17 protein-coding genes and 1 tRNA gene are annotated in these 22,359 nt (G+C 32.4%); all 18 read left to right on the top strand.

Features of this window, described 5'->3' with window-relative positions; translation table 11 throughout:
* Positions 1 to 15: 15 nt before the first annotated feature.
* Positions 16 to 330: a thioredoxin family protein gene (locus R2782_RS00130; RefSeq protein WP_371266010.1), complete on the top strand. Its 315-nt coding sequence runs from the start codon at positions 16 to 18 to the stop codon at positions 328 to 330.
* Entirely contained in the window at positions 330 to 587 is a 258-nt protein-coding gene (locus R2782_RS00125; RefSeq protein WP_371266009.1) for a hypothetical protein, read from the top strand. The genes R2782_RS00130 and R2782_RS00125 overlap by 1 nt, the downstream gene beginning before the upstream one ends.
* 112 nt (positions 588 to 699) lie before the next feature.
* Positions 700 to 1,197, top strand: a complete 498-nt coding sequence (tpx, locus tag R2782_RS00120) for a thiol peroxidase (protein ID WP_371266008.1) — start codon at positions 700 to 702, stop codon at positions 1,195 to 1,197.
* Between the two features lie 6 nt (positions 1,198 to 1,203).
* Positions 1,204 to 1,587: a diacylglycerol kinase family protein gene (locus R2782_RS00115; protein ID WP_371266007.1), complete on the top strand. Its 384-nt coding sequence runs from the start codon at positions 1,204 to 1,206 to the stop codon at positions 1,585 to 1,587.
* Positions 1,588 to 1,634: 47 nt separating this feature from the next.
* Positions 1,635 to 4,088 carry a DNA translocase FtsK gene (locus R2782_RS00110; RefSeq protein ID WP_371266006.1) on the top strand — a complete coding sequence of 818 codons (2,454 nt, stop codon included), beginning with the start codon at positions 1,635 to 1,637 and terminating at the stop codon, positions 4,086 to 4,088.
* A gap of 1 nt (position 4,089) precedes the next feature.
* Positions 4,090 to 4,731 carry an outer membrane lipoprotein carrier protein LolA gene (locus tag R2782_RS00105; RefSeq protein ID WP_371266005.1) on the top strand — a complete coding sequence of 214 codons (642 nt, stop codon included), beginning with the start codon at positions 4,090 to 4,092 and terminating at the stop codon, positions 4,729 to 4,731.
* Positions 4,732 to 4,738: 7 nt separating this feature from the next.
* Positions 4,739 to 6,202 carry an LptF/LptG family permease gene (locus R2782_RS00100; protein ID WP_371266004.1) on the top strand — a complete coding sequence of 488 codons (1,464 nt, stop codon included), beginning with the start codon at positions 4,739 to 4,741 and terminating at the stop codon, positions 6,200 to 6,202.
* Between the two features lie 6 nt (positions 6,203 to 6,208).
* Complete coding sequence (gene ribB, locus R2782_RS00095) at positions 6,209 to 7,339, top strand: 3,4-dihydroxy-2-butanone-4-phosphate synthase (RefSeq protein ID WP_371266003.1); 1,131 nt, start codon at positions 6,209 to 6,211, stop codon at positions 7,337 to 7,339.
* A gap of 169 nt (positions 7,340 to 7,508) precedes the next feature.
* Positions 7,509 to 7,593, top strand: a tRNA-Ser gene (locus R2782_RS00090).
* Positions 7,594 to 7,856: 263 nt separating this feature from the next.
* Positions 7,857 to 9,098 (top strand): site-specific integrase, encoded by a 1,242-nt coding sequence (locus tag R2782_RS00085; RefSeq protein ID WP_072780933.1) that lies wholly within the window; start codon positions 7,857 to 7,859, stop codon positions 9,096 to 9,098.
* 43 nt (positions 9,099 to 9,141) lie between these two features.
* Positions 9,142 to 9,468, top strand: a complete 327-nt coding sequence (locus R2782_RS00080) for a DUF6660 family protein (protein WP_227658696.1) — start codon at positions 9,142 to 9,144, stop codon at positions 9,466 to 9,468.
* Positions 9,469 to 9,565: 97 nt separating this feature from the next.
* On the top strand, positions 9,566 to 13,882 hold the full coding sequence (locus R2782_RS00075) for a CusA/CzcA family heavy metal efflux RND transporter (protein ID WP_371266002.1): 4,317 nt from the start codon (positions 9,566 to 9,568) through the stop codon (positions 13,880 to 13,882).
* A gap of 11 nt (positions 13,883 to 13,893) precedes the next feature.
* Positions 13,894 to 15,162 (top strand): efflux RND transporter periplasmic adaptor subunit, encoded by a 1,269-nt coding sequence (locus R2782_RS00070; protein ID WP_371266001.1) that lies wholly within the window; start codon positions 13,894 to 13,896, stop codon positions 15,160 to 15,162.
* A 22-nt stretch (positions 15,163 to 15,184) separates the two neighbouring features.
* Positions 15,185 to 15,550, top strand: a complete 366-nt coding sequence (locus R2782_RS00065; protein ID WP_072780921.1) for a DUF3703 domain-containing protein — start codon at positions 15,185 to 15,187, stop codon at positions 15,548 to 15,550.
* Positions 15,551 to 15,556: 6 nt separating this feature from the next.
* The gene (locus R2782_RS00060) at positions 15,557 to 17,548 is read left to right on the top strand and encodes a heavy metal translocating P-type ATPase (protein WP_109569979.1); all 1,992 of its coding nucleotides are present in this window, start codon (positions 15,557 to 15,559) and stop codon (positions 17,546 to 17,548) included.
* Positions 17,549 to 17,620: 72 nt separating this feature from the next.
* Complete coding sequence (locus R2782_RS00055) at positions 17,621 to 17,977, top strand: hypothetical protein (RefSeq protein WP_371266000.1); 357 nt, start codon at positions 17,621 to 17,623, stop codon at positions 17,975 to 17,977.
* Positions 17,978 to 18,163: 186 nt separating this feature from the next.
* Positions 18,164 to 18,505, top strand: coding sequence for a heavy-metal-associated domain-containing protein (locus R2782_RS00050; RefSeq protein WP_072780912.1), 342 nt, complete (start codon positions 18,164 to 18,166; stop codon positions 18,503 to 18,505).
* 126 nt (positions 18,506 to 18,631) lie between these two features.
* Positions 18,632 to 22,359 (top strand): efflux RND transporter permease subunit (locus R2782_RS00045; RefSeq protein WP_371265999.1); only part of this gene is annotated, 3,728 nt, incomplete at its 3' end.

Raw genomic sequence — 22,359 nt, 5'->3', positions numbered from 1 at the left:
TAAACTCTAAATTCTATGTTAATCGATTTAACGGAAGATACACTTCACAATTTAGTGAATCAAAACAGCAAAGTTGTTGTTCAATATTCAGCCTCTTGGTGTGGTAATTGCCGAATAATGAAACCGAAATTTAAAAAATTAGCTTCAGAGAACGACGGAATTACATTTGTATTAGTGGATGCAGAAAATTCGCCTGAGTCAAGAAAATTAGCCAATGTTTCTAATTTACCAACATTTGCCACTTTTGTAAATGGTGAATTAGTTAACCAAACCCAAACCAACAAAGCTGAAGTTTTAGCTGAATTGGTTTCAGAAATTTCAGTTAACTAATGAAATTACCCGTCATTAAGCAGTTAACTCAATTTATTGAGGAAAACGACCAAGATTATCTTGTAGAAACTATCGAAGTTTTAGAAGCTATAACGGAAATTCCTTCATTAAAAGATGAAGAATTGGATGTAATCGGTGAGTTAATTTCTAATATGTACGGAGCTTTAGAAGTGCATAAATCTATACAAAATGGAATGGCAAAAAAAGAAGCTCTAAATAGCTTTATGCAACGTGTGTTGGGTTCAATAGACAAATAATTTCCATACAAATACCTTTCAAAGACGCTTCTTTCGGGAAGCGTTTTTTTGTATTTTGAATAGGTAACTTTGGTAAATAATTCCTATTTTTGGAATCTTAAACAATAAAAAAATGGCAACAATAACCTTAGGAGGAAATCCTATTCATACCAGTGGTGAATTACCAAAAGTAGGTTCAAAAGCACCTGACTTTCAATTAGTAAAAACCGATTTATCAGTTACTTCATTACTTGATTTTGAAGGCAGTCGATTAGTTTTAAATATATTTCCAAGTATTGATACAGGTGTTTGTGCCACTTCGGTTAGAACATTTAACCAAAAAGCATCAGCGTTAGTAAATACAAAAGTGCTATGTATATCACGTGATTTGCCATTTGCTCAAAAACGATTTTGTGGTGCTGAAGGTATTGAAAATGTTGAAAATTTATCCGACTTTAAAACCGGTAGTTTTGGTGAAAATTATGGTTTAACTATTACAGACGGACCATTGGCAGGTCTTCACTCTAGAGTTGTAATTGTTGTGAATGAAAATGGTATTATTACCTACGCAGAGCAAGTGCCTGAAATAGCTCAAGAGCCAGATTATGAAAAAGCTTTGGCTATTTTATAAATTTATATGGAATTCCAAAAAGATACTAGTCTTATAACAGGACGCTTGAAAAGTGTGGTGTACGCTTTAAAAGGTGCTTTTAAACTTTTATCCACAGAACATAGTGTAATGGTTCAGTTTTCAATAGGCGTTTTTATGACAATCGCAGGATTTTACTTTCATATTTCCAAAAATGAATGGCTAATACAAACATTATGTATTGGTTTGGTATTATCTATTGAAGGTTTGAATACTGCTATTGAAAAAGTGGCCGATTTTATTCATCCAAATTATCATGAGAAGATAGGCTTTATCAAAGATATAGCAGCCGGTGCAGTATTTTTTGCAGCTTTTACAGCAATTATTGTTGGCTTAATAATTTATGTTCCTTATCTTGTTAGTTTAAATTGAAAATAATATAAAAATAGTTACTTTTACAACAAATTACACAGAAGTTAATGGCAAAAACATCTTCGTCAAATTCTTCCAAAAAAGAAGCAGAAGCTAAATCAGATACCCAGAAAACAATCAAATTTACAAAACAACATCGTTTTTTGTTTGGTTGTTTTTTAGTACTTTTTTCAGTAGCCTTATTTTTGTCCATGGTATCATTTTTTATTTATTGGCAAGAAGATCAAAGTGCTGTAAGCAGTTTAAGTAATCGTTCTGTAGAAGTAAAAAATTGGTTGGGTAAGGTTGGTGCTTACTTTGCCGATTTATTTCTTTACAAAGGTTTTGGTATTGCATCATTCCTTTTAGTAAGATTGTTTTTTATTTCCGGTATTTATTTGATTTTAAGTATACCATTAAAAAAATTAAAAAATCTATGGTTTTGGGATTTGTTTGCGATGGTTAACTTTTCTCTAATGTTTGGTTTTTTTTCGGATTATATACCTGAATTGGGAGGAATTGTTGGATTTGAGATGAATTCATATATTCAGGACTTCATGGGAAAACCGGGAACACTTCTCATATTGGTTTTTAGTTTACTAATTTATTTAATATTTAAAGTGAACGTTTCACCTGAGACATTTCAAAAATTATTTGAACGAAAGAAAAAAGAAATTAAAGATGACTTAGAAGAAGCTGCAGCCATCAATCCATTTGACCAACCTATTGAAAATAAAAATTTACAAGAAGTTCCTGAGGAAGGTGTAATTTCAATCAAGAAATCGGTTTCAACTTTTGAAATAAACAAGGATTCTCTCAAACCTACAATAGAAAATGCTTCTGAAATTAATTTAGAACCAAAGGTCAAAACACTAGAACCTAATCCGCAACCCGTTTCAAGAGAGCCGGAAATTATAAAAACAGAAGACGAGCAATTTGTAATAGAAAAAGCTCCTGAAGAAGAACAAATTGGCGAAAATTTGGCCGAAAAGTTGGTGTCAGACTTTGGTGAATTTGATCCAACTTTGGAATTGTCTAAATACAAATTCCCAACTATAGATTTACTAAAAGATTATGGTTCGGGCGGAATTACGATTAACCAAGAGGAACTGGAAGAGAATAAAAATAAAATTGTAGAAACCCTCAGAAATTATAAAATAGATATCGCTCAAATAAAAGCAACAGTCGGTCCGTCTGTAACGCTTTATGAAATTGTCCCAGAAGCCGGTATTCGTATTTCAAAAATTAAAAGTCTAGAAGATGATATTGCCTTATCACTTTCTGCACTTGGTATTCGAATCATTGCTCCTATTCCCGGAAAAGGAACGATAGGTATTGAGGTACCTAACAAAAACCCAACTATGGTTCCGATGAAAACGGTTATAGGTTCTACTCGTTTTCAGGAAGCCGAAATGGAATTACCAATTGCATTGGGTAAAACCATCTCCAACGAAACCTTTGTAGTGGATTTGGCTAAAATGCCTCACCTATTAATGGCCGGTGCAACCGGACAGGGAAAGTCCGTAGGTTTAAACGCTGTATTAACATCTCTTTTATACAAAAAACATCCGGCAGAGGTCAAATTTGTTTTGGTTGATCCCAAAAAAGTTGAACTTACGCTTTTTAATAAAATTGAACGACATTATTTGGCTAAATTACCCGATACGGAAGATGCTATTATTACCGATAATACAAAAGTAATTAACACATTAAATTCGCTTTGTATTGAAATGGATAACCGTTACTCTTTGCTAAAAGATGCAATGGTTAGGAACATTAAGGAATACAATGAAAAATTTAAAGCCAGAAAATTAAACCCTAATGATGGGCATCGTTTTTTACCCTACATTGTTTTGGTTGTTGATGAATTTGCCGATTTAATTATGACTGCCGGAAAAGAGGTTGAAACTCCAATTGCCCGGCTAGCTCAATTGGCTCGTGCAATCGGTATACATTTGATTATTGCAACCCAGCGACCGTCAGTTAATGTTATTACCGGATTAATTAAAGCCAACTTCCCGGCTCGAATAGCTTTTAGAGTAACATCAAAAATTGATTCTCGAACTATTTTAGATACACAAGGTGCAGACCAACTAATTGGTCGTGGTGATATGCTTTATACAAACGGAAACGACCTAGTTCGTGTACAATGTGCTTTTGTTGATACACCTGAAGTGGAACGCATTACTGAATTCATTGGTTCGCAAAAGGCCTACCCCAATGCATACCTTTTACCAGAATATATTGGTGAAGAAAATGGCACAATGCTTGATATAGATATATCTGAACGCGATTCAATGTTTAGAGAAGCTGCCGAGGTGATTGTAACCGCACAACAAGGTTCTGCCTCGCTTTTACAGCGAAAATTAAAATTAGGTTACAATCGAGCTGGGAGATTGATAGATCAATTAGAAGCAGCCGGAATAGTAGGCCCTTTTGAAGGTAGTAAAGCCAGATCGGTGAATATCCCTGATTTGAATTCGTTAAACGAATTTTTTAATAACGAACAAAATAACATATAAAATGAAAAAAATTATCTGTGTTTCATTTCTGTTTTTATCTTTCATTAATGCTCAAGCCCAAGAAAAAAAGGCAAAAGATTTATTAGATGAAGTGACAGCTAAGGTAAAAAGCTATGAGAACATTATTATTGATTTTAAATACACCCTTCAAAATACAAAAGAAAACATTAATCAAGACAGTAAAGGAAGTGTAATTTTAAAAGGAAATTTATACTACCTGAATTTTATGGGAATGACCAAGATTTTTGATGGAAAAAAGACATACACCATTGTTCCTGAAGATGAAGAGGTCACTATTTCTAAGTTTGACGAACAAGATGAAAATGCAATAACACCCTCAAAAATGTTGACTTTTTTCAATCAAGGGTATAAATATTATTGGGATATTTCACAAAATATTAAAGGAAGAAAAATCCAGTATATTAAGCTAGTTCCTATTAGCTCAAAAGACCAACGTAAAGAAATTTTGTTAGGGATTGACGAGCAAACCAAACACATCTATAATTTAATTGAAGTAGGTAAAAAAGGAACAAAAACAACACTCATTGTTAATTCTTTCAAAACCAATCAACCATTATCAAAAAATCAGTTTATCTTTGACGAAAGTAAATTCAAAAATTACTACATCAATAGATTAGACTAATTGTAGGGTGAAAATTCTTGACCGCTATATCCTAACTTCATTCTTAAGTACATTTGCTTCGGTATTTGTTATTCTCTTTTTTATCTTTATTTTACAAGGAATATGGCTTTTTATTGCCGACTTGGCAGGAAAAGATTTAGATACCTTTTTGATTATTAAATTCCTTACTTTTTATTCTCCTAAAGTTGTTCCCTTAGTTTTACCGCTATCCGTTTTGTTAGCGTCTATCATGACTTTTGGAAATTTTGCCGAAAACTATGAATTTGCCGCGATGAAATCTTCAGGTATCTCGCTTAGAAGAGCCATGCATTCTTTGTCTCTGTTTATATTTGGACTGAGTTTTGTAGCTTTTCTATTTGCTAATAATATCATCCCACAAGCAGAATATAAGTTTATTAATCTTCGAAAAAGCATTGTGCAGCAAAAACCTTCCATGGCAATTGCCGAAGGACAATTTAGTACAGTGGGTAGTTATACAATCAAAGTAGCAGATAAATATGGTGACAATGATAATCTCCTCCGTGATGTAACTATACATAAATTATCAAATCTTGGAGTAGGTACAAATGTTGTTATCAAAGCTAATCGAGGAGAATTAATCAGTAATGAAAACTCTAATTTTTTACAGTTGATTTTGTATGACGGTAATTATTATGAAGATGTTCCCGTTAAAAATTATACTGAAAAAAAGAAAGTTCCTTTTGCTAAAAGTGCGTTTAAAAAATATATCATCAATTTTGATTTAACTCCGCTCCAAAAAACTGATTTTGATACAGAACAAATTTCGAATACCAACAATATGCTCAATGTTGGCGAATTAAAATATACTCTTGATTCGTTGAAAAACAACCACAAAAAAGATATTGTTTCGTATACTGAAAATATTAAGCAACGCTATGTTACCTTTTATTCTCATCAAAAGCCCATCACAAATAAAGACAGTATAGCAAAAAATGAAAAAGTAAAAAAAGAAACAAATGCTGATTTACTTAATCTTCTTTTACCGCACCAAATCAACGGAGTTTTAGATATTGCAAAAGCAAATGTTTCAAATACAAAATTTTCAATTGAGGGTTCTAAATTTGAGTTAGAAAGTAAGGCAAAAAATATTAATAATCATTGGCTTGCATTGTTTGATAAATTTGTAATTGCTTACGCTTGTTTGTTAATGTTTTTTATTGGAGCTCCCATTGGAGCCATTATTCGTAAAGGTGGATTAGGTTTGCCTATAGTTTTTGCAATGGTTATTTTTATTGTTTATCATTTTATTAATGTATTCGGTAAAAAATTAGCCCAAGAAGATGGAATAACCCCTTTCTTAGGTGCTTGGATGTCATCTATTTTACTAACTCCCTTTGCCATTTTGCTCACTTACAGAGCTACGAATGACATTGGTCTCGTTAACATGGATGCCATTTTACAGCCATTTTTTTCATTATTTAAAAAACGTTCATCCGAACAGAATTCATAGTATATCATGTCGCAAAAAATACAGCTAAATACAATTGAAGAAGCCATAGAGGATATCCGTCAAGGAAAAGTAATCATTGTGGTAGATGATGAAGATAGAGAAAATGAAGGTGATTTTTTGGCTGCCGCCGAAAAAGTCACACCAGATATGATTAATTTTATGGCTACTCATGGTCGCGGACTTATTTGTGCTCCATTAACGGAAAGAAGGTGTGTAGAATTAGAACTTCGCACTATGGTGAATAACAACACCGATCATATGGAAACAGCCTTTACTGTTTCTGTTGATTTAAAAGGTAACGGTGTAACAACCGGAATTTCTGCTGCAGACAGAGCTAAAACAATTCTGGCTTTGGTAAATGAAGACACTAAACCTTACGATTTGGCAAGACCCGGACACATTTTTCCGCTCATCGCTAAACAAGGAGGAGTTTTACGCAGAACCGGTCATACTGAGGCCGCTATTGATTTTGCTAGGCTTGCAGGCTTTTCTCCCGCAGGTGTGATTTGTGAAATTATGAACGAAGATGGTTCAATGTCTCGTTTACCTCAATTAGTTGAAGTTGCCAAGAAATTTAATCTTAAATTGGTTTCAATTGAAGATTTAGTAGCTTATAGAATGCAACACGATAGTTTAATTCAAAAGAAAGAAGATTTTGAAATCTCTACTCGTTTTGGTTCTTACCGTATGAGAGCGTATTTACAAACAACTAATAAACATGTGCATATAGCTCTAACAAAGGGTAGCTGGAATAATGGCGATGCTGTTTTAACTCGGATTAATTCGAAACAAGTTAATAATGATATTTTAGAAACCCTAACTAACGATTCAGAAAAACGATTGGAAAATATGTTCAACCGTATTAATGAAGAAGGTAAAGGAGCGATCATTTTTATCAATCAAGAGATTCCATCTATTGAATTACTCAATCGTATTGGAGAACTGAAAATTTTACAAGATGAAGGAAAAATGAAAGCACCGCCTATTAAAATGGATGCAAAAGATTTTGGTATTGGAGCACAAATCTTACATGATTTGGATATTTCCAAAATTAGATTGCTTTCCAATTCTGAGCAAACCAAAAGAGTTGGAATAATCGGTTATGGATTGGAAATAATGGAATATGTTAATTATTAATTTGTTATTCTACTGTTTTTTTACATTTTCTTTTCTTCTAAATGTTAGAAAATGAAACAATTAGTTGATACTTTCATAAACGTATATTTTTTTAGTAAAAAAAGGTTTGTTTAAAACAAAAATCATTCTATATTTGCACTCGCAATCACAAAAACGCTTGTGATTTATTGGAGAAATGGCAGAGTGGTCGATTGCGGCAGTCTTGAAAACTGTTGACTGTAACAGGTCCGGGGGTTCGAATCCCTCTTTCTCCGCGAGCTGAAAAGCAAACGGTACTAAAACCCGCTAAATTCAATGATTTAGCGGGTTTTTTCTTTTAAGTCTATACCAAATTATTCATTAAATCTCAAAGTTTAGGTGTCTTTCAAGGTGTCACTAAAAAATTAGAATTTCAAGTGACTCCTCGCAACGAAAACACCACTACTACAAGGTGTTCAATAACATATTCAAAAAATGTACATCTTGTGTGTAGTTATTAAATCGAATAAATTTAATACTAACTTTAAGGTCACCAACAATGAACACAGCAGTAGCAATTCTCTTCTACATCAAGAGAGCAAAAGTTAACAATTTAGGAGTTTGTCCAATCTACACCAGAGTAACGGTCAATGCTAAACGATTTGAGTTTAGTACCAACAAATACATTAATCCCGATAAATGGTCCTCAGAAGGTAGCAAAGTAAAAGGCACTAATGAAGAAGCTAGAACAATCAATAGTCATCTTGATTATCTAAAAAATCAAGTTTTAGAAGCAGAGAAGAAACTATTCAAAAAAGACATTAGTATAACTTCAGAGAATTTAAAAAATGAATTATTTGGTTTTTCCGAAACCAAGCGTATGCTCGTTCCCATCTTCCAAGACCATAACAACAAAATAAAAGAATTGGTTGGAAAAGAATACGCTCCAGGAACACTGGAACGCTACACTACTTCATTGAAACATACTATCGAGTTCATGCAATGGAAATACAACGTTTCTGATATCGATATTACAAAGATAGATCATGCCTTTATAACCGATTATGAATTTTGGTTACGAAGCGTAAGAAACTGCGCTAATAATACAGCGGTGAAATACATCAAAAACTTCAATAAAATTATCAAGATATGTTTGGCCAATGATTGGTTGGATAAAAATCCATTTGCAAACTACAAATCCAAAGTCAAAGAAGTAGAACGTGTGTACCTCAACGAAGACGAGATTCAAACTATAATAGAAAAAGACTTTAAAACAGAGCGATTATCTTTAGTTCGCGATATTTTCCTTTTCAGCTGCTTTACAGGTTTAGCCTATATAGATGTCAAAAACTTAACGAAGTCGCATATAAGCTACGGTATTGATGGCGAGCAATGGATTTTTACTCACAGACAAAAAACAGAATCAGCTTCAAAAATCCCAATACTTCCGGTGACACAAATTATTATCGATAAATATGAAAATCATCCACAATGTTTAAATGAAGATAAACTACTCCCTATCCTGTCCAACCAAAAAATGAATGCCTATCTAAAAGAAATAGCCGGTGTTTGTGAAATCGAAAAAGAACTAACCTTTCACATTGCCCGACATACATTTGCAACTACAGTAACGCTTACAAATGGTGTTCCTATTGAAAGCGTAAGTAAAATGCTGGGGCATAAAAATTTGAGAACTACTCAACATTACGCTAAAGTATTGGATAGAAAAGTAAGTGAGGATATGAAAATTTTGAAAGATAAATTTAGTTCTAGTTTTAAGTTGAATAGTAAAGAAGCATAAAAAAAAGTAAAAATTAAAAATTAATTTTACTACTTTTACAGCTGTGAAATTTTTAAACTACATATTATCTCTGTATTTAGTAGTACTTTCATGTTTGCCATGTGCAGATGTGGAAGCAACTAGTTTTACGCACACTTCTAGTAAAATAGACACAAACCACGAAAATCATTCACACGATAAGGAAAATGACGCTTGTTCTCCTTTTTGTGTTTGTAATTGTTGCAGACAAAGTGTTTTATCTTATGTTCCTACAATAGTTTTTAATTTTCATACTCCAACAGTAGAAATTCAAACGCTAAACTCCATTTACAAATCTAATTTGTATTCCAATTTCTTTGGGAGTATTTGGCAACCACCTCAAATAGTATAATGAAGCCCGAGTAATTTCGGGTTAGAAACTTGTGTTTTTACCACAAATTATGGCAAATTTTTAATTTGCTAATTTCTAATTCATTATAATATTTTCAATGTTAGACAAAATCATACAATTCAGTATAAAGAACAAATTCGTTATACTACTTTTTACACTTGTGTTAGTAGCTTGGGGAAGCTATTCAATAAAACAATTACCACTTGACGCATTACCAGATGTTACTAATAATCAAGTGCAAATTATTACAAATGCACCTACTTTAGCCAGTCAAGAAATTGAGCAACTCATTACATATCCATTAGAGCAATCTTTAAAAACAATTCCAAAAGTTATAGAACTGCGAAGTATTTCTCGTTTTGGACTTTCTGTTGTTACTGTTGTTTTTAAAGATGATGTAGATATTTATTGGGCAAGGAATCAAATTTTTCAACGAATAAGTCAAGCCAAAGAAAATATCCCAGCTTATGCAGGTTCTCCAGAAATGGCTCCCATTTCAACTGGTTTAGGAGAAATATTTCAATACGATGTATATGCTAAAAAAGGATATGAAGATAAATACGATGCAATCAAATTAAGAACTATCCAAGATTGGATTATCATTCCACAATTACAAGGGATTGAAGGTGTTGCAGAAGTTGCTACTTGGGGTGGTAAATTAAAACAGTTTGAAATAGCTGTTAAACCAAATACTTTAAAGAGTTTAGATGTAACCATAACTGAAATTTTTGAAGCTTTAGAAAAAAACAACCAGAATACTGGGGGTGCATATATAGAAAAAGATCAAATGACCTACTTTATTCGTGGTGTAGGTATGGCAACCGGAAGTAAGGATTTAGAAAATGTTGTTGTAAAAAACAGAAACGGTGCACCTGTTTTAATTCGTGATGTAGCTTCAGTTAATGAAGGATATGCTATGCGATATGGAGCAGCTACAAAAGATGGTAAAGGTGAAATTGTTTGTGGAATGGCATTAATGCTAAAAGGAGAAAATTCTAAAGCAGTTGTAGAACGAGTGAAAGAAAAAATGGCTCAAATCAACAAAACACTTCCTGAAGGAGTCGTTGCAGAAGCTTTTATCGACCGTGGGAAATTAGTAGATAGTGCCATTGGAACAGTTACTAAAAATTTATTAGAAGGTGCATTAATCGTAATTTTTGTATTGATTTTATTTTTAGGAAATCTTCGTGCAGGACTAATCGTAGCTTCGGTAATTCCGTTGTCAATGCTATTTGCAGTTATTTTGATGAATCATTTTGGTGTTAGTGGAAACTTAATGAGTTTAGGTGCTATCGATTTTGGAATTATTGTCGATGGTGCAGTAATTATTGTGGAAGCCACAATGCATCATTTACAAAAACTCAAGAGACAAAAGAACTTAACCCAATTAGAAATGGATAGTGAAGTATATAAATCTGCTTCCAAAATTCGTAATAGTGCAGCATTTGGAGAAATAATAATTTTAATTGTGTATTTACCAATATTAGCATTAGTTGGAACCGAAGGTAAAATGTTCAAGCCAATGGCAATGACGGTAGGATTTGCAGTAATTGGAGCTTTCGTACTTTCTTTAACTTATGTACCTATGATGAGTGCAATGTTCTTATCTAAAAACACCGAGCATAAAGAAAACTTTAGCGATAAAATGATGGCATGGTTTGAAAAAATATACACTCCATTTTTAGACAAAGCATTACAAATCAAAAAAGTAGTTTTAGGAATTGCTGTCGGATTATTTGTATTGGCATTAGTAGTTTTCCAAAATATGGGAGGTGAATTTATACCTACAATCGAAGAAGGAGATTTAGCTATTAATGCAACGATAATGACAGGAAGTTCATTAACGCAGATGATTGAAACAACTACTAAATACGAAAAAATTCTAAAAGCAAAATTTCCAGAAATTAAAACTATTGTTACAAAAATTGGTAGTGGTGAAATACCAACAGACCCAATGCCTATTGAAAGTGGTGATTTAATTATTGTTTTAAAAGATAAATCAGAATGGACTTCTGCTGATAATTGGGAAGATTTAGCCAATCTAATGAAAGAAGAAATGGAAGTTATTCCTGGTGCTAATATTGAAGTTTCCCAACCCATACAAATGCGTTTTAACGAATTAATGACGGGTAGTAGAAGTGATATTGCTATAAAGATTTTTGGGGATGATTTGGAAATATTAGATGTAAAAGCTAAAGAATTAATTTCAAAAGTCAATAAAATTGAAGGTGTGGGTGATTTAAAAGCCGATAAAGTAACAGGTTTACCACAAATTACAATAAAATATGATTATGATAAAATAGCTTTATATGGACTAAATATAACAGACGTAAATAAGATAGTCAGAGCTTCTTTTGCAGGTGAAAGTGCAGGTAAAATTTATGAAGAAAGCAAACGTTTTGATGTTGTAGTTAGAATGAATGCTGAAAATCGTAGTGATATTTCAGATGTTTCAAACCTATTTATTCCATTACCAAGCGGCCAACAAGTTCCACTGTATCAAGTAGCTTCTGTGGAATACGAACAAGGCCCTGTTCAAGTATCTCGTGAAAATGGAAAACGTAGAATAACTGTGGGTTTAAATGTTCGTGGTCGTGATGTAAAAAGTGTAGTCGAAGAAATTCAACAAAAATTAGAAAACAATTATAAACTTCCAGCAGGATATTACATCACTTATGGTGGTCAATTTGAAAATTTAGTAGAAGCTAACAAACGACTTTCTGTAGCCTTACCAATTGCATTGGCATTAATCATGGTATTGTTATTCTTCACATTCCATAGCATGAAACAAGCTTTATTAATTTTTACAGCTATTCCATTATCAGCTATAGGTGGTGTTTTTGCTTTATGGTTGAGAGGAATGCCTTTTAGTATTTCAGCAGGTATTGGTTTCATTGCTTTATTCGGTATTGCAGTACTAAATGGAATTGTACTAATCTCCTATTTCAACCAATTAAAATCAGAAGGAATTACAGACCCATTACAACGCGTTTTAATTGGAACTAAAACCAGACTTAGACCTGTATTAATGACAGCTGCTGTTGCTTCTTTAGGGTTTTTACCAATGGCTTTATCAACAAGTGGTGGTGCGGAAGTGCAAAAACCATTAGCAACCGTTGTTATCGGTGGCTTATTTTCTGCAACCTTACTAACCTTAATCGTTCTACCTATTCTTTATTTATTAGTTGAGAAAGGTTTTAAAAAAAGAAAAAAAATGTCAAATTCAATCATGACCCTAATCGTATTATTTATTAGTACGTTTTCATTTGCTCAAAACAGCAAACCCATAACTTTAGAACAAGCTATTACAATGGCTAAAACCAATAATATGGATTTAAAAATTGCCGATAAGGAAATTGAAAAACAAACAGTTCTTAAGAAAACAGCTTTTCAAGCAGATCCTTTGCAAATTGAATACATGGGTGGACAATACAATAGTGTAGATTATGATAATAATGTAAGTATTCAGCAATATTTTCCAATTGGTGGAAATACAAAAGCAAACAGACAGCTTCAGGAAGAATTAGCAAAATTGGCTGAAAAACGAAAGGCTTTATCTGAATATGAAATTGAAAAAGCGGTAACTATTGCTTACTATCAATATTTATATGGTATTTCAATCCAAAAGCTAAATGACGAATTGTATGATGTGTATTCAAAATTTCTAAAAAATGCAGAACTTCGTTTTAAAACAGGTGAAAGCGGAAACATAGAAGTAATTAGTGCAAAAGCTAAAGTAAAGGAAATAGAAACCTTAAAAGAACAAATGCTTCTTGATTTAGTAATCTACCAAAAACAGTTACAGTATTTTATACAGACAAATGAAGATATACTTCCAGAGAGTACAACTCCTTTAAAATATATACATGCAGCTGCTTTAAATGAAAATAAGGTAGAAACATTAGTAAGTGATTATTATACCCAACAAGCAACGGTTTTTGAAAAAGAATCAAATGCTTTTAAGAAATCTAGAGCACCAAAATTAGGCTTGGGTTACTTTGGTCAAACATTAAACAAAGAATCTTATTTTCAAGGATTTACTGTTGGTTTGCAAATTCCTTTGTTTAGCGGTGCAAATACAGCTCGTGCTAAAGCTTCTGAAATAAGTATGTCGCAATCGCAATTAGAATTTGATAAAACAAAATTAACTTTAAAACTGCAAAAAGAACAATTAGTAAACCAATTTTCTAAACAAGAAAAAGCAATTCAATATTTTGAAAAAGAAGGGTTAAAATATGCAGAACAGATAATCACTACTGCTCAAAAAAGTTATGCCAATGGCGATATGAGTTACTGGTCTTACATCAGTTTCTTAAATCAAGCCATTGATATTAAAAAGCAAAATATCGAAGCAGTAAACGCTTACAATCAAAGTGCTATTCAAATGCAATTTCCATCTTTCAATAACAATTAATACTCACGATAATGATCAATATATCTTTAAAACCAAATTATAAAATAGGTTCAATTTTTAAAATATTTCTTCTTTCTTCTTTCCTTTTGATTCTAAACTCATGTGGAGAAAAGAAAACAGAAGAAGAACATGAAGAAGAAAAATCGGAAACAGAAGTTGCATTAACAACAGCTCAATTCGAAACCGTGGGCATTGAAATGGGTAGTATTGAAATGAAAAACCTCAATACAATCATCAAAGCCAATGGTTACACAACTGTTCCACCTCAAAACCGAGCAGATGTTTCAACCTTAATTGGTGGAGTGGTAAAAGACATCTTTGTATTAGAAGGTACTTATGTAGCAAAAGGAAAAACTTTGGCTACACTTCAAAACCTTCAAGTGGCAGAAATACAAGAAGATTACAATGCTGCTGTAGCAAATATTGAATATTTACAATTAGAATACAATCGTCAAAAAACTTTGAGTGAAGAAGATGTAAATCCTCGCAAAGTATTTCAAGAAGTAAAAGCTAAATTGGCAACTGAAAGAGCAAGAGCACAAGCAGCCAAAAACAAATTACAAGCATTAAATGTAAGTCTATCAGGGAACTCTTCTATCATTCCTATCATTGCTCCTATAAGTGGTTATGTGGGTAAAATAGGCATTACAAAAGGAGCTTTTGCAGACACAGGAATTACTCTTTTTGAAGTAATTGACAACAAACAAATGCACCTCGATTTGAACGTTTTTGAAAAAGACATGAGTAAAATTTCTATTGGTCAAGAAGTTGATTTCGTACTAACCAATCAATCGAATAAAGTCATTAAAGGAAAAATATTTGGTATTAACAAATCCTTTTCAAACGAAAGTAAATCGGTTGCAGTACATGCCAAGATTAATGAAAATGACACAAAAGATTTAATTTCTGGAATGTATGTGGCAGCTAATATTAACATTACAAATCAAACGGTTCAAGCATTACCTAAAGACGCAATTGTAAGAAACGGAGATAAATATTATATTTATATGCAAGAAGAACATACAGAAGAAACTCCAAAAGCAAAAAAAGAAGCACACGTTCATAAAGAAGGAGAAGCACATAATCATGACGAAGAAGCTACCGAAAAAGAACACGACGAAGTACACTTTAAAGCAATTGAAGTAGTTCCTGGAACAACCGATTTAGGATATACTGAAGTTAAATTAGTAGATGAAATTCAAACAAATGCAAAAATAGTTGTAAAAGGAGCATTCTATTTATTAGCAGCTTCAAAAGGTGGTGGAGAACACGTTCATTAATAATTTATAACAAAAAATAGAGATGAAAGTAAATACCAATATGCCTACAAAATTGAAACCTTTTTATAATGCTGAACTAGAATTAGCAAAAAATAATTTTAAGGAAAATAATTTACAAAAGTCTTGGTTTCATTTAGAAAGAGCACACATAATCGGACAAAAATATCCGTATGAACATACATTTGTCCATTGGAAAATGTTACAGTTTGGATTTAAAATTAAAAATGCCAAAGAAATTTTTGGTCAAATACCAAGATTACTAGTAGGTGGTGTAAAATCATTTGTGGGTCACATTCCTGTCGGAAATACAGGTGGTGCAAATGTTCCACCATTAAGAGCAATGGAAATTCCTGAAGACATTCAAAAAATATTAAATGTAAACACTTAGATTACTATGACAGATAAAAAATCACACCAAATAGAAGACGTTGCAGAATGCTGTAGAATTGAAGAAAAAATCAATAAAGCAGAAGAGGAACATGCAGAAGATGATGGACATGATCATGACCATACTTCTAAAGAAAAATCTACCTTCCAATTATTTTTACCAGCAATAATAAGTTTCGGCTTATTATTGTTGGCCATTGGTTTTGATAATTATTTTACCCAATCTTGGTTTGTGGGTTGGGTTAGAATAGTTTGGTATGTTGCAGCCTATATACCAGTCGGACTCCCAGTTATAAAAGAAGCCATACAAAGTATTCGTAAAAGTGATGTATTCTCTGAATTTTTACTAATGTCTATTGCTACTATAGGGGCTTTTGCTATTGGTGAATATCCTGAAGGTGTAGCGGTAATGCTATTTTATGCCATTGGAGAAATTTTTCAATCATTGGCAGTACAAAGAGCCAAAAGAAATATAAAATCATTATTAGATCAAAGACCTGACGAAGTTACTATTATAGAGAATAATGTAGCTAAAACCATTAAAGCATCAACGGCTAAAATCGGAGATATAATCCAACTTAAAGCTGGGGAAAAATTAGGTTTAGATGGAGAATTAGTATCAGATAAAGCTTCCTTCAATACAGCAGCTCTTACGGGAGAAAGTAAACCAGATTCAAAACTAAAAGGAGAAACAGTTTTAGCAGGAATGATTAATTTGAATTCGGTTTCTCAAGTTAAAGTAACAACAGCTTATACAGATAGTAAATTATCAAAAATTCTGGAAATGGTGCAAGAAGCAACATCTAAAAAAGCTCCAACCGAATTATTCATTAGAAAATTTGCTAAAATCTACACACCTATTGTGGTGTTTTTAGCAATTGGAATATGTTTAGTGCCAATGCTTTTTGTAGAAAATTATGTTTTTAACGATTGGTTGTATAGAGCTTTAATTTTCTTGGTAATTTCATGTCCTTGTGCATTAGTTATTAGTATTCCATTAGGATATTTTGGTGGAATTGGAGCAGCTTCTAAAAACGGAATCCTTTTCAAAGGAAGTAATTTTTTAGACGTAATGGCTTCTATTCAAAACGTAGTGATGGACAAAACAGGAACCATGACAGAAGGTGTTTTTAAAGTACAAGAAGTAGTTTTTAAATCGGAATTTGACCAAAAAGAAATACTTCAATTAGTAAACGCTATTGAAAGCCAAAGTACACATCCAGTAGCTACAGCTATTCATGATTTTGTTGGAGAAATAGATAGTAAAATCAGTCTTAAGGAAGTTAAAGAAATAGCTGGACACGGTTTAAAAGCTAGTGCAAATGGTAAAGAACTTTTAGTGGGAAACTTTAAATTAATGGATAAGTTTTCTATTAAATATGATATTGATCCATCAAGTATTGTGTATACACTGATTGCAGTGGCGTATGATAATAAATTTGTCGGTTACTTAACCATTGCAGATAGTATAAAAGAAGATGCACAGCGAACTATCGATAAACTAAAAGTATTAGGAATCAAAACTACTATGTTAAGTGGAGATAAAAATAACGTGGTACAATTTGTGGCTCAAAAATTAGGAATTACAAATGCGTTTGGTGATTTATTACCAGAAGATAAAGTAAATAAAGTCAAAGAAATTATAGCTAAAAACCAAACAGTAGCTTTTGTAGGTGATGGTGTTAATGATGCACCAGTAGTCGCTTTAAGCAATGTGGGTATAGCAATGGGAGGTTTAGGTAGTGATGCAACAATTGAAACGGCTGATGTAGTAATTCAAGACGATAAACCTTCAAAAATTCCAATAGCAATAAACATTGGAAAACAAACCAAGAAAATTGTTTGGCAAAATATCACTTTAGCTTTTACAGTAAAAGCGATAGTTCTAATTCTAGGTGCTGGTGGTTTAGCTACGATGTGGGAAGCGGTTTTTGCCGATGTAGGAGTCGCTTTATTAGCAATATTAAACGCTGTTAGAATACAAAGAATGAAGTTTTGATTGTATTATTAACATTTTCTTTATAAAAATTAATTTATTTTGATTAACTTTGATGCGTTATTATAACAATAAATGAAAAAGTCATACATTATAACAATATTGCTTTTAGGTATATTTTTTATTCCTAACAGCTCTTTTGCATGTGGTAGTGACAATCAACAATCTTGTGAAAAAGAAGTTTCTACTTCTAATACAAAAGAAAAAAGCTGTTGTGACAACAGCATGGATGATGAAGGATGTAATGGAAGTTGCGGACACTCAAATTGCACAACAACTTCTTCTGTTAGTTTCATTGCTTTTTTCTTTAATGAAATAGAATTTACAAATAATAATTTTGATTTTTCTACAAGTAAAACAAAATTTTACCATACTGTAAACTTACCGTCAGATGGTTATTCTTCTATATGGCTTATACCTAAAATAAGCTAAATTTAAAATTTGACAGCCATACTTATGTCAAATTTATAGCATTTGCTATTTTTTATAACAGACTTTTGAATCTTAAATTATCATGTTTAACATGCTTATTTAATTTATCATAGCTGCTATTCAATTTAAATTTATTTCAAAAAATCATTCAAGAAAAATTCTTTTTGAATACTAAAATCATATAAAATGAAAAAATCATTAGTAAAAATAATGATAGCAATCACAGTATTGTTATCTACCACTATAAATGCACAAACAAAAAACACAAAAACGGAGGAAATTAAAGTTTCAGGGAATTGTGGAATGTGTAAAAAAACGATAGAAAAAGCAGGAAACATCAATGATATTGCTACAGTAGTATGGAACAAAGAAACTAAAATAGCAACAGTAACATACGATGAATCTAAAACAAATAAAGAAGAAATAGCAAAGCGTATAGCTATAGCTGGATATGATTCAGAACTTGCCAAAGCAAAAGATGAGGATTACGACAACCTTCCGGGTTGTTGTCAGTATGACCGCGAGTAATTGTGCTTTAATCAGTTGTAATTAACCTATTCCTCTAGAGCAAAAAAACTTTAGAGGAATATTGAAAACTTGATTGCCAAAATATTTGGTAAATAATATTTCTATGGTTATAAATTTTATATTCAGATGTTAAATAAAATAATTAAATATTTCCTTGAAAATAGATTAGTAACTGTTCTTATTCTGATGGTTCTAATTTTATGGGGTATTTCCACAGCTCCGTTTAACTGGAAAATACCTTTCCTTCCTTCTGATTCAGTTGCGGTTGATGCTATTCCAGATATTGGTGAAAATCAACAAATTGTTTTTACACAATGGCAAGGTAGATCACCACAGGATATTGAAGACCAAATCTCTTATCCTTTGACTACTTATTTATTAGGTATTCCAGGTGTAAAATCCATTAGAAGTAATTCTATTTTTGGTTTTTCAAGTATTTATATAATCTTCGATGATGATATTGAATTCTACTGGTCTAGATCCAGAATACTTGAAAAATTAAATTCATTACCTAATAGTTTATTACCTGAAAATGTAAAACCATCACTTGGACCAGATGCAACAGCATTAGGGCAAGTGTATTGGTACACAGTTGAAGGAAGAGATAAAGATGGAAATCCAACAGGTGGATGGGATTTACAAGAAATTAGAACAGCACAAGATTTCTATATTAAATATGGATTAAATGCTGTGCAAGGAGTTTCAGAAGTAGCATCTATCGGAGGTTTTGTAAAAGAGTACCAAATAGACGTTAATCCTGATGCATTAAAAGCTTACAATATTAGTTTGATGCAAGTAATGACTGCGGTACAAAAATCAAATAAAGATGTTGGTGCAAAAACTATTGAAATTAACCAGGCCGAATATTTAGTTAGAGGTCTTGGTTATGTGAAAAAAGTAGAAGACATTGAATTGGCTGTTGTTGCAGTTAAAGATAATGTTCCAATAAGAATAAAAGATATAGGTGTAGTTGCATTAGGACCCTCAACTAGAAGAGGAATTTTAGATAAAGGTGGTGCTGAAGTGGTTGGTGGTGTTGTCATTGCACGATATGGCTCTAATCCATTAGAAGTAATTAATGGTGTAAAATCTAAAATTAGTGAAATTGCATCTGGTTTACCTAAAAAAACATTAGCTAATGGTGTTGTAAGTCAATTAACAATTGTTCCTTTTTATGATCGAACAGATTTAATTCATGAAACAATAGGAACGTTAGAAACAGCACTTTCTCATGAAGTTCTAATCAGTATTATTGTTGTTTTGCTTTTAGTTTTTAATTTAAGAGCCTCTTTAATAATTTCCAGTTTATTACCCGTTGGTGTTTTAATGACTTTTATTGTCATGCGTTATGCTGGTGTAGATGCAAATGTTGTTGCATTATCCGGTATTGCTATTGCTATTGGAGTAATGGTAGATGTTGGAGTCGTCTTTGTCGAAAATATTATTAGACATCTCGAAATGCCACATAATGAAGGGGCAAAAGGGGCAAAACTTATGCAAGTAATTTATGAAGCAACTACTGAAGTTGTTTCTGCTATTACAACTGCTTTAGCAACTACGGTAGTTAGTTTTATTCCTGTTTTTGCAATGGAATCTGCCGAGGGTAAATTGTTTAGACCATTAGCATTTACTAAAACCTTTGCTCTATTAGGAGCTTTTGTACTTGGAATTGTAGTGCTTCCCTCTTTAGCTAATTATTTATTTGGGATAGATTATGATAAAAAAAGGGTAAAACGTTTCTGGTCATATGTATTTATTTCAGGAGGTATTTTATTAAGTATTTATTTCAAAATTTGGATTCCATTGGGATTAACTTTTATGGGAATGTATGACTTGTTCAGTCACAAAATTCCTCAAAAATTCCAAACCTATACAAAGCATTTTAATTTAGCAATAGTATTATTTATTGTTTCTTTTTTCCTTACGGAAGAATGGATGCCATTAGGCCCGCAAATAAGTATTATAGGTAATTATCTATTTGTAATTGTTTTGTTAGGAATAATAATAGGTGCACTCCTATATATTGTAAGTTCCTACGAAAAAGTACTTCGTTGGTGTTTAGAAAATAAGGGCAAATTCATGTTATTACCAATGATAACATTACTATTCGGTTTGTTGGTATGGATAGGTTTTGACAGTACATTCGGTTTTGTAGCTAAAGGATTTGATAAATTAGGTTGGAATATTAGAGAAACTAAAGTATGGTCAGTTCCTGCTCATACATTTCCGGGTATTGGTTCTGAATTTATGCCAACGCTTAACGAAGGAAGTTATTTGTTAATGCCAACATCAATGCCTCATGCAGGTGTAGAACAAAACAGAAAAGTGGTTGGTCAATTAGATATGATTTTGAATCATATTCCCGAAGTCGATATGGCTGTTGGTAAATTAGGACGTGTAGAAAGTGCTTTAGACCCTGCTCCTATTTCTATGTATGAAAATATTATCAATTATAAACCAGAATTCATTTTAGATCCTGATGGGCATCGAATGCGATTTAAGACAGACAATAAAGGACGTTTCATTACAAAATCTGGAGATAGTCTTTCACATGATGAGGCTTTAAAACAGGCTATTTCGATTAAAAACCTTATTCCAGATGATGATGGTACTTTCTATAGAAATTGGCGAGATATAATTCAATCACCAGATGATATTTGGAATGAAATTGTAAAAGCATCAAAGATACCTGGTGTTACATCAGCTCCTAAATTACAACCTATAGAAACACGTTTGGTAATGCTCCAAACCGGTATGAGAGCACCTATGGGAATAAAAGTTTTTGGACCCGATTTAAAAACTATTGAAGAATTTGGATTAGAATTAGAAGCCATTATTAAAGAAGTTCCTTCTGTAAAAAGCGAAGCTGTTTTTGCGGATAGAATCGTAGGAAAACCTTATTTACATTTAAATATTGATAGAGAAAAAATTGCTCGATTTGGCTTAAATATAGAAGATGTTCAACAAGCTATTGAAACAGCAATTGGAGGAATGAAAATTTCTTCAACTGTTGAAGGAAGAGAACGCTATCCTATAAGAGTTCGCTATCCTAGAGAATTAAGAGATAGCCCTGAAGCATTAGGAAAAATATTAATAGCTACTCCTACTGGCGCACAGATTCCGTTAGGTCAATTAGTTCAGTTTGAATATAAAAAAGGACCTCAAGCCATTAAAAGTGAAGATACTTTTCTGGTTGGTTTTGTCTTATTCGATAAAAATGATGGCTATGCCGAAGTTGATGTAGTAAATGATGCTCAAAAAGCAATTCAAACTAAAATTGATTCAGGCGAATTGGTAGTGCCTCAAGGTGTAAATTATAAATTTTCAGGAAGTTATGAAAATCAAATAAGAGCAATGAAAAGACTTTCAATTGTAATTCCTATTTGTTTAATCGTTATCTTTTTATTACTTTATTTTCAATTCAAGACTGTTATTGCATCGTCAATCCATTTCTCTGGAGTATTTGTTGCATTTGCAGGTGGATTTATAATGCTATGGTTATACGGACAAGATTGGTTCATGAATTTTGCTGTTGCAGATGTAAACATGCGCGATTTATTTCAAATGCATCCCATCAATTTAAGCGTTGCCGTTTGGGTAGGTTTTATTGCATTATTTGGTATCGCTACCGATGATGGAGTAATCATGGGCTCTTATATTCATCAAGTTTTTGAAGAGAAAAATCCTCAAACCATTACTGAAGTTCGAAATGCAGTAGTAGAAGCCGGTAAAATGAGAGTTAGACCTGCTGTTATGACAGCAGCGACAACAATTATTGCTTTGCTTCCTGTTTTAACCTCAACAGGGAAAGGTTCAGATATTATGATCCCAATGGCTATTCCAACTTTTGGAGG

It is taken from the genome of Flavobacterium sp. (assembly GCF_041392085.1).
GTDB lineage: Bacteria > Bacteroidota > Bacteroidia > Flavobacteriales > Flavobacteriaceae > Flavobacterium.
This window is presented reverse-complemented; position numbering and strand designations above follow the sequence as displayed.

Coding starts and splice junctions, on each gene's coding strand:
- R2782_RS00070 (WP_371266001.1), top strand. CDS start 13,894: ATGATCAATATATCTTTAAAACCAAATTATAAAATAGGTTCAATTTTT.
- R2782_RS00060 (WP_109569979.1), top strand. CDS start 15,557: ATGACAGATAAAAAATCACACCAAATAGAAGACGTTGCAGAATGCTGT.
- R2782_RS00050 (WP_072780912.1), top strand. CDS start 18,164: ATGAAAAAATCATTAGTAAAAATAATGATAGCAATCACAGTATTGTTA.
- R2782_RS00085 (WP_072780933.1), top strand. CDS start 7,857: ATGAACACAGCAGTAGCAATTCTCTTCTACATCAAGAGAGCAAAAGTT.
- R2782_RS00110 (WP_371266006.1), top strand. CDS start 1,635: ATGGCAAAAACATCTTCGTCAAATTCTTCCAAAAAAGAAGCAGAAGCT.
- R2782_RS00130 (WP_371266010.1), top strand. CDS start 16: ATGTTAATCGATTTAACGGAAGATACACTTCACAATTTAGTGAATCAA.
- ribB (WP_371266003.1), top strand. CDS start 6,209: ATGTCGCAAAAAATACAGCTAAATACAATTGAAGAAGCCATAGAGGAT.
- R2782_RS00125 (WP_371266009.1), top strand. CDS start 330: ATGAAATTACCCGTCATTAAGCAGTTAACTCAATTTATTGAGGAAAAC.
- R2782_RS00115 (WP_371266007.1), top strand. CDS start 1,204: ATGGAATTCCAAAAAGATACTAGTCTTATAACAGGACGCTTGAAAAGT.
- R2782_RS00075 (WP_371266002.1), top strand. CDS start 9,566: ATGTTAGACAAAATCATACAATTCAGTATAAAGAACAAATTCGTTATA.
- R2782_RS00055 (WP_371266000.1), top strand. CDS start 17,621: ATGAAAAAGTCATACATTATAACAATATTGCTTTTAGGTATATTTTTT.
- tpx (WP_371266008.1), top strand. CDS start 700: ATGGCAACAATAACCTTAGGAGGAAATCCTATTCATACCAGTGGTGAA.
- R2782_RS00105 (WP_371266005.1), top strand. CDS start 4,090: ATGAAAAAAATTATCTGTGTTTCATTTCTGTTTTTATCTTTCATTAAT.
- R2782_RS00065 (WP_072780921.1), top strand. CDS start 15,185: ATGAAAGTAAATACCAATATGCCTACAAAATTGAAACCTTTTTATAAT.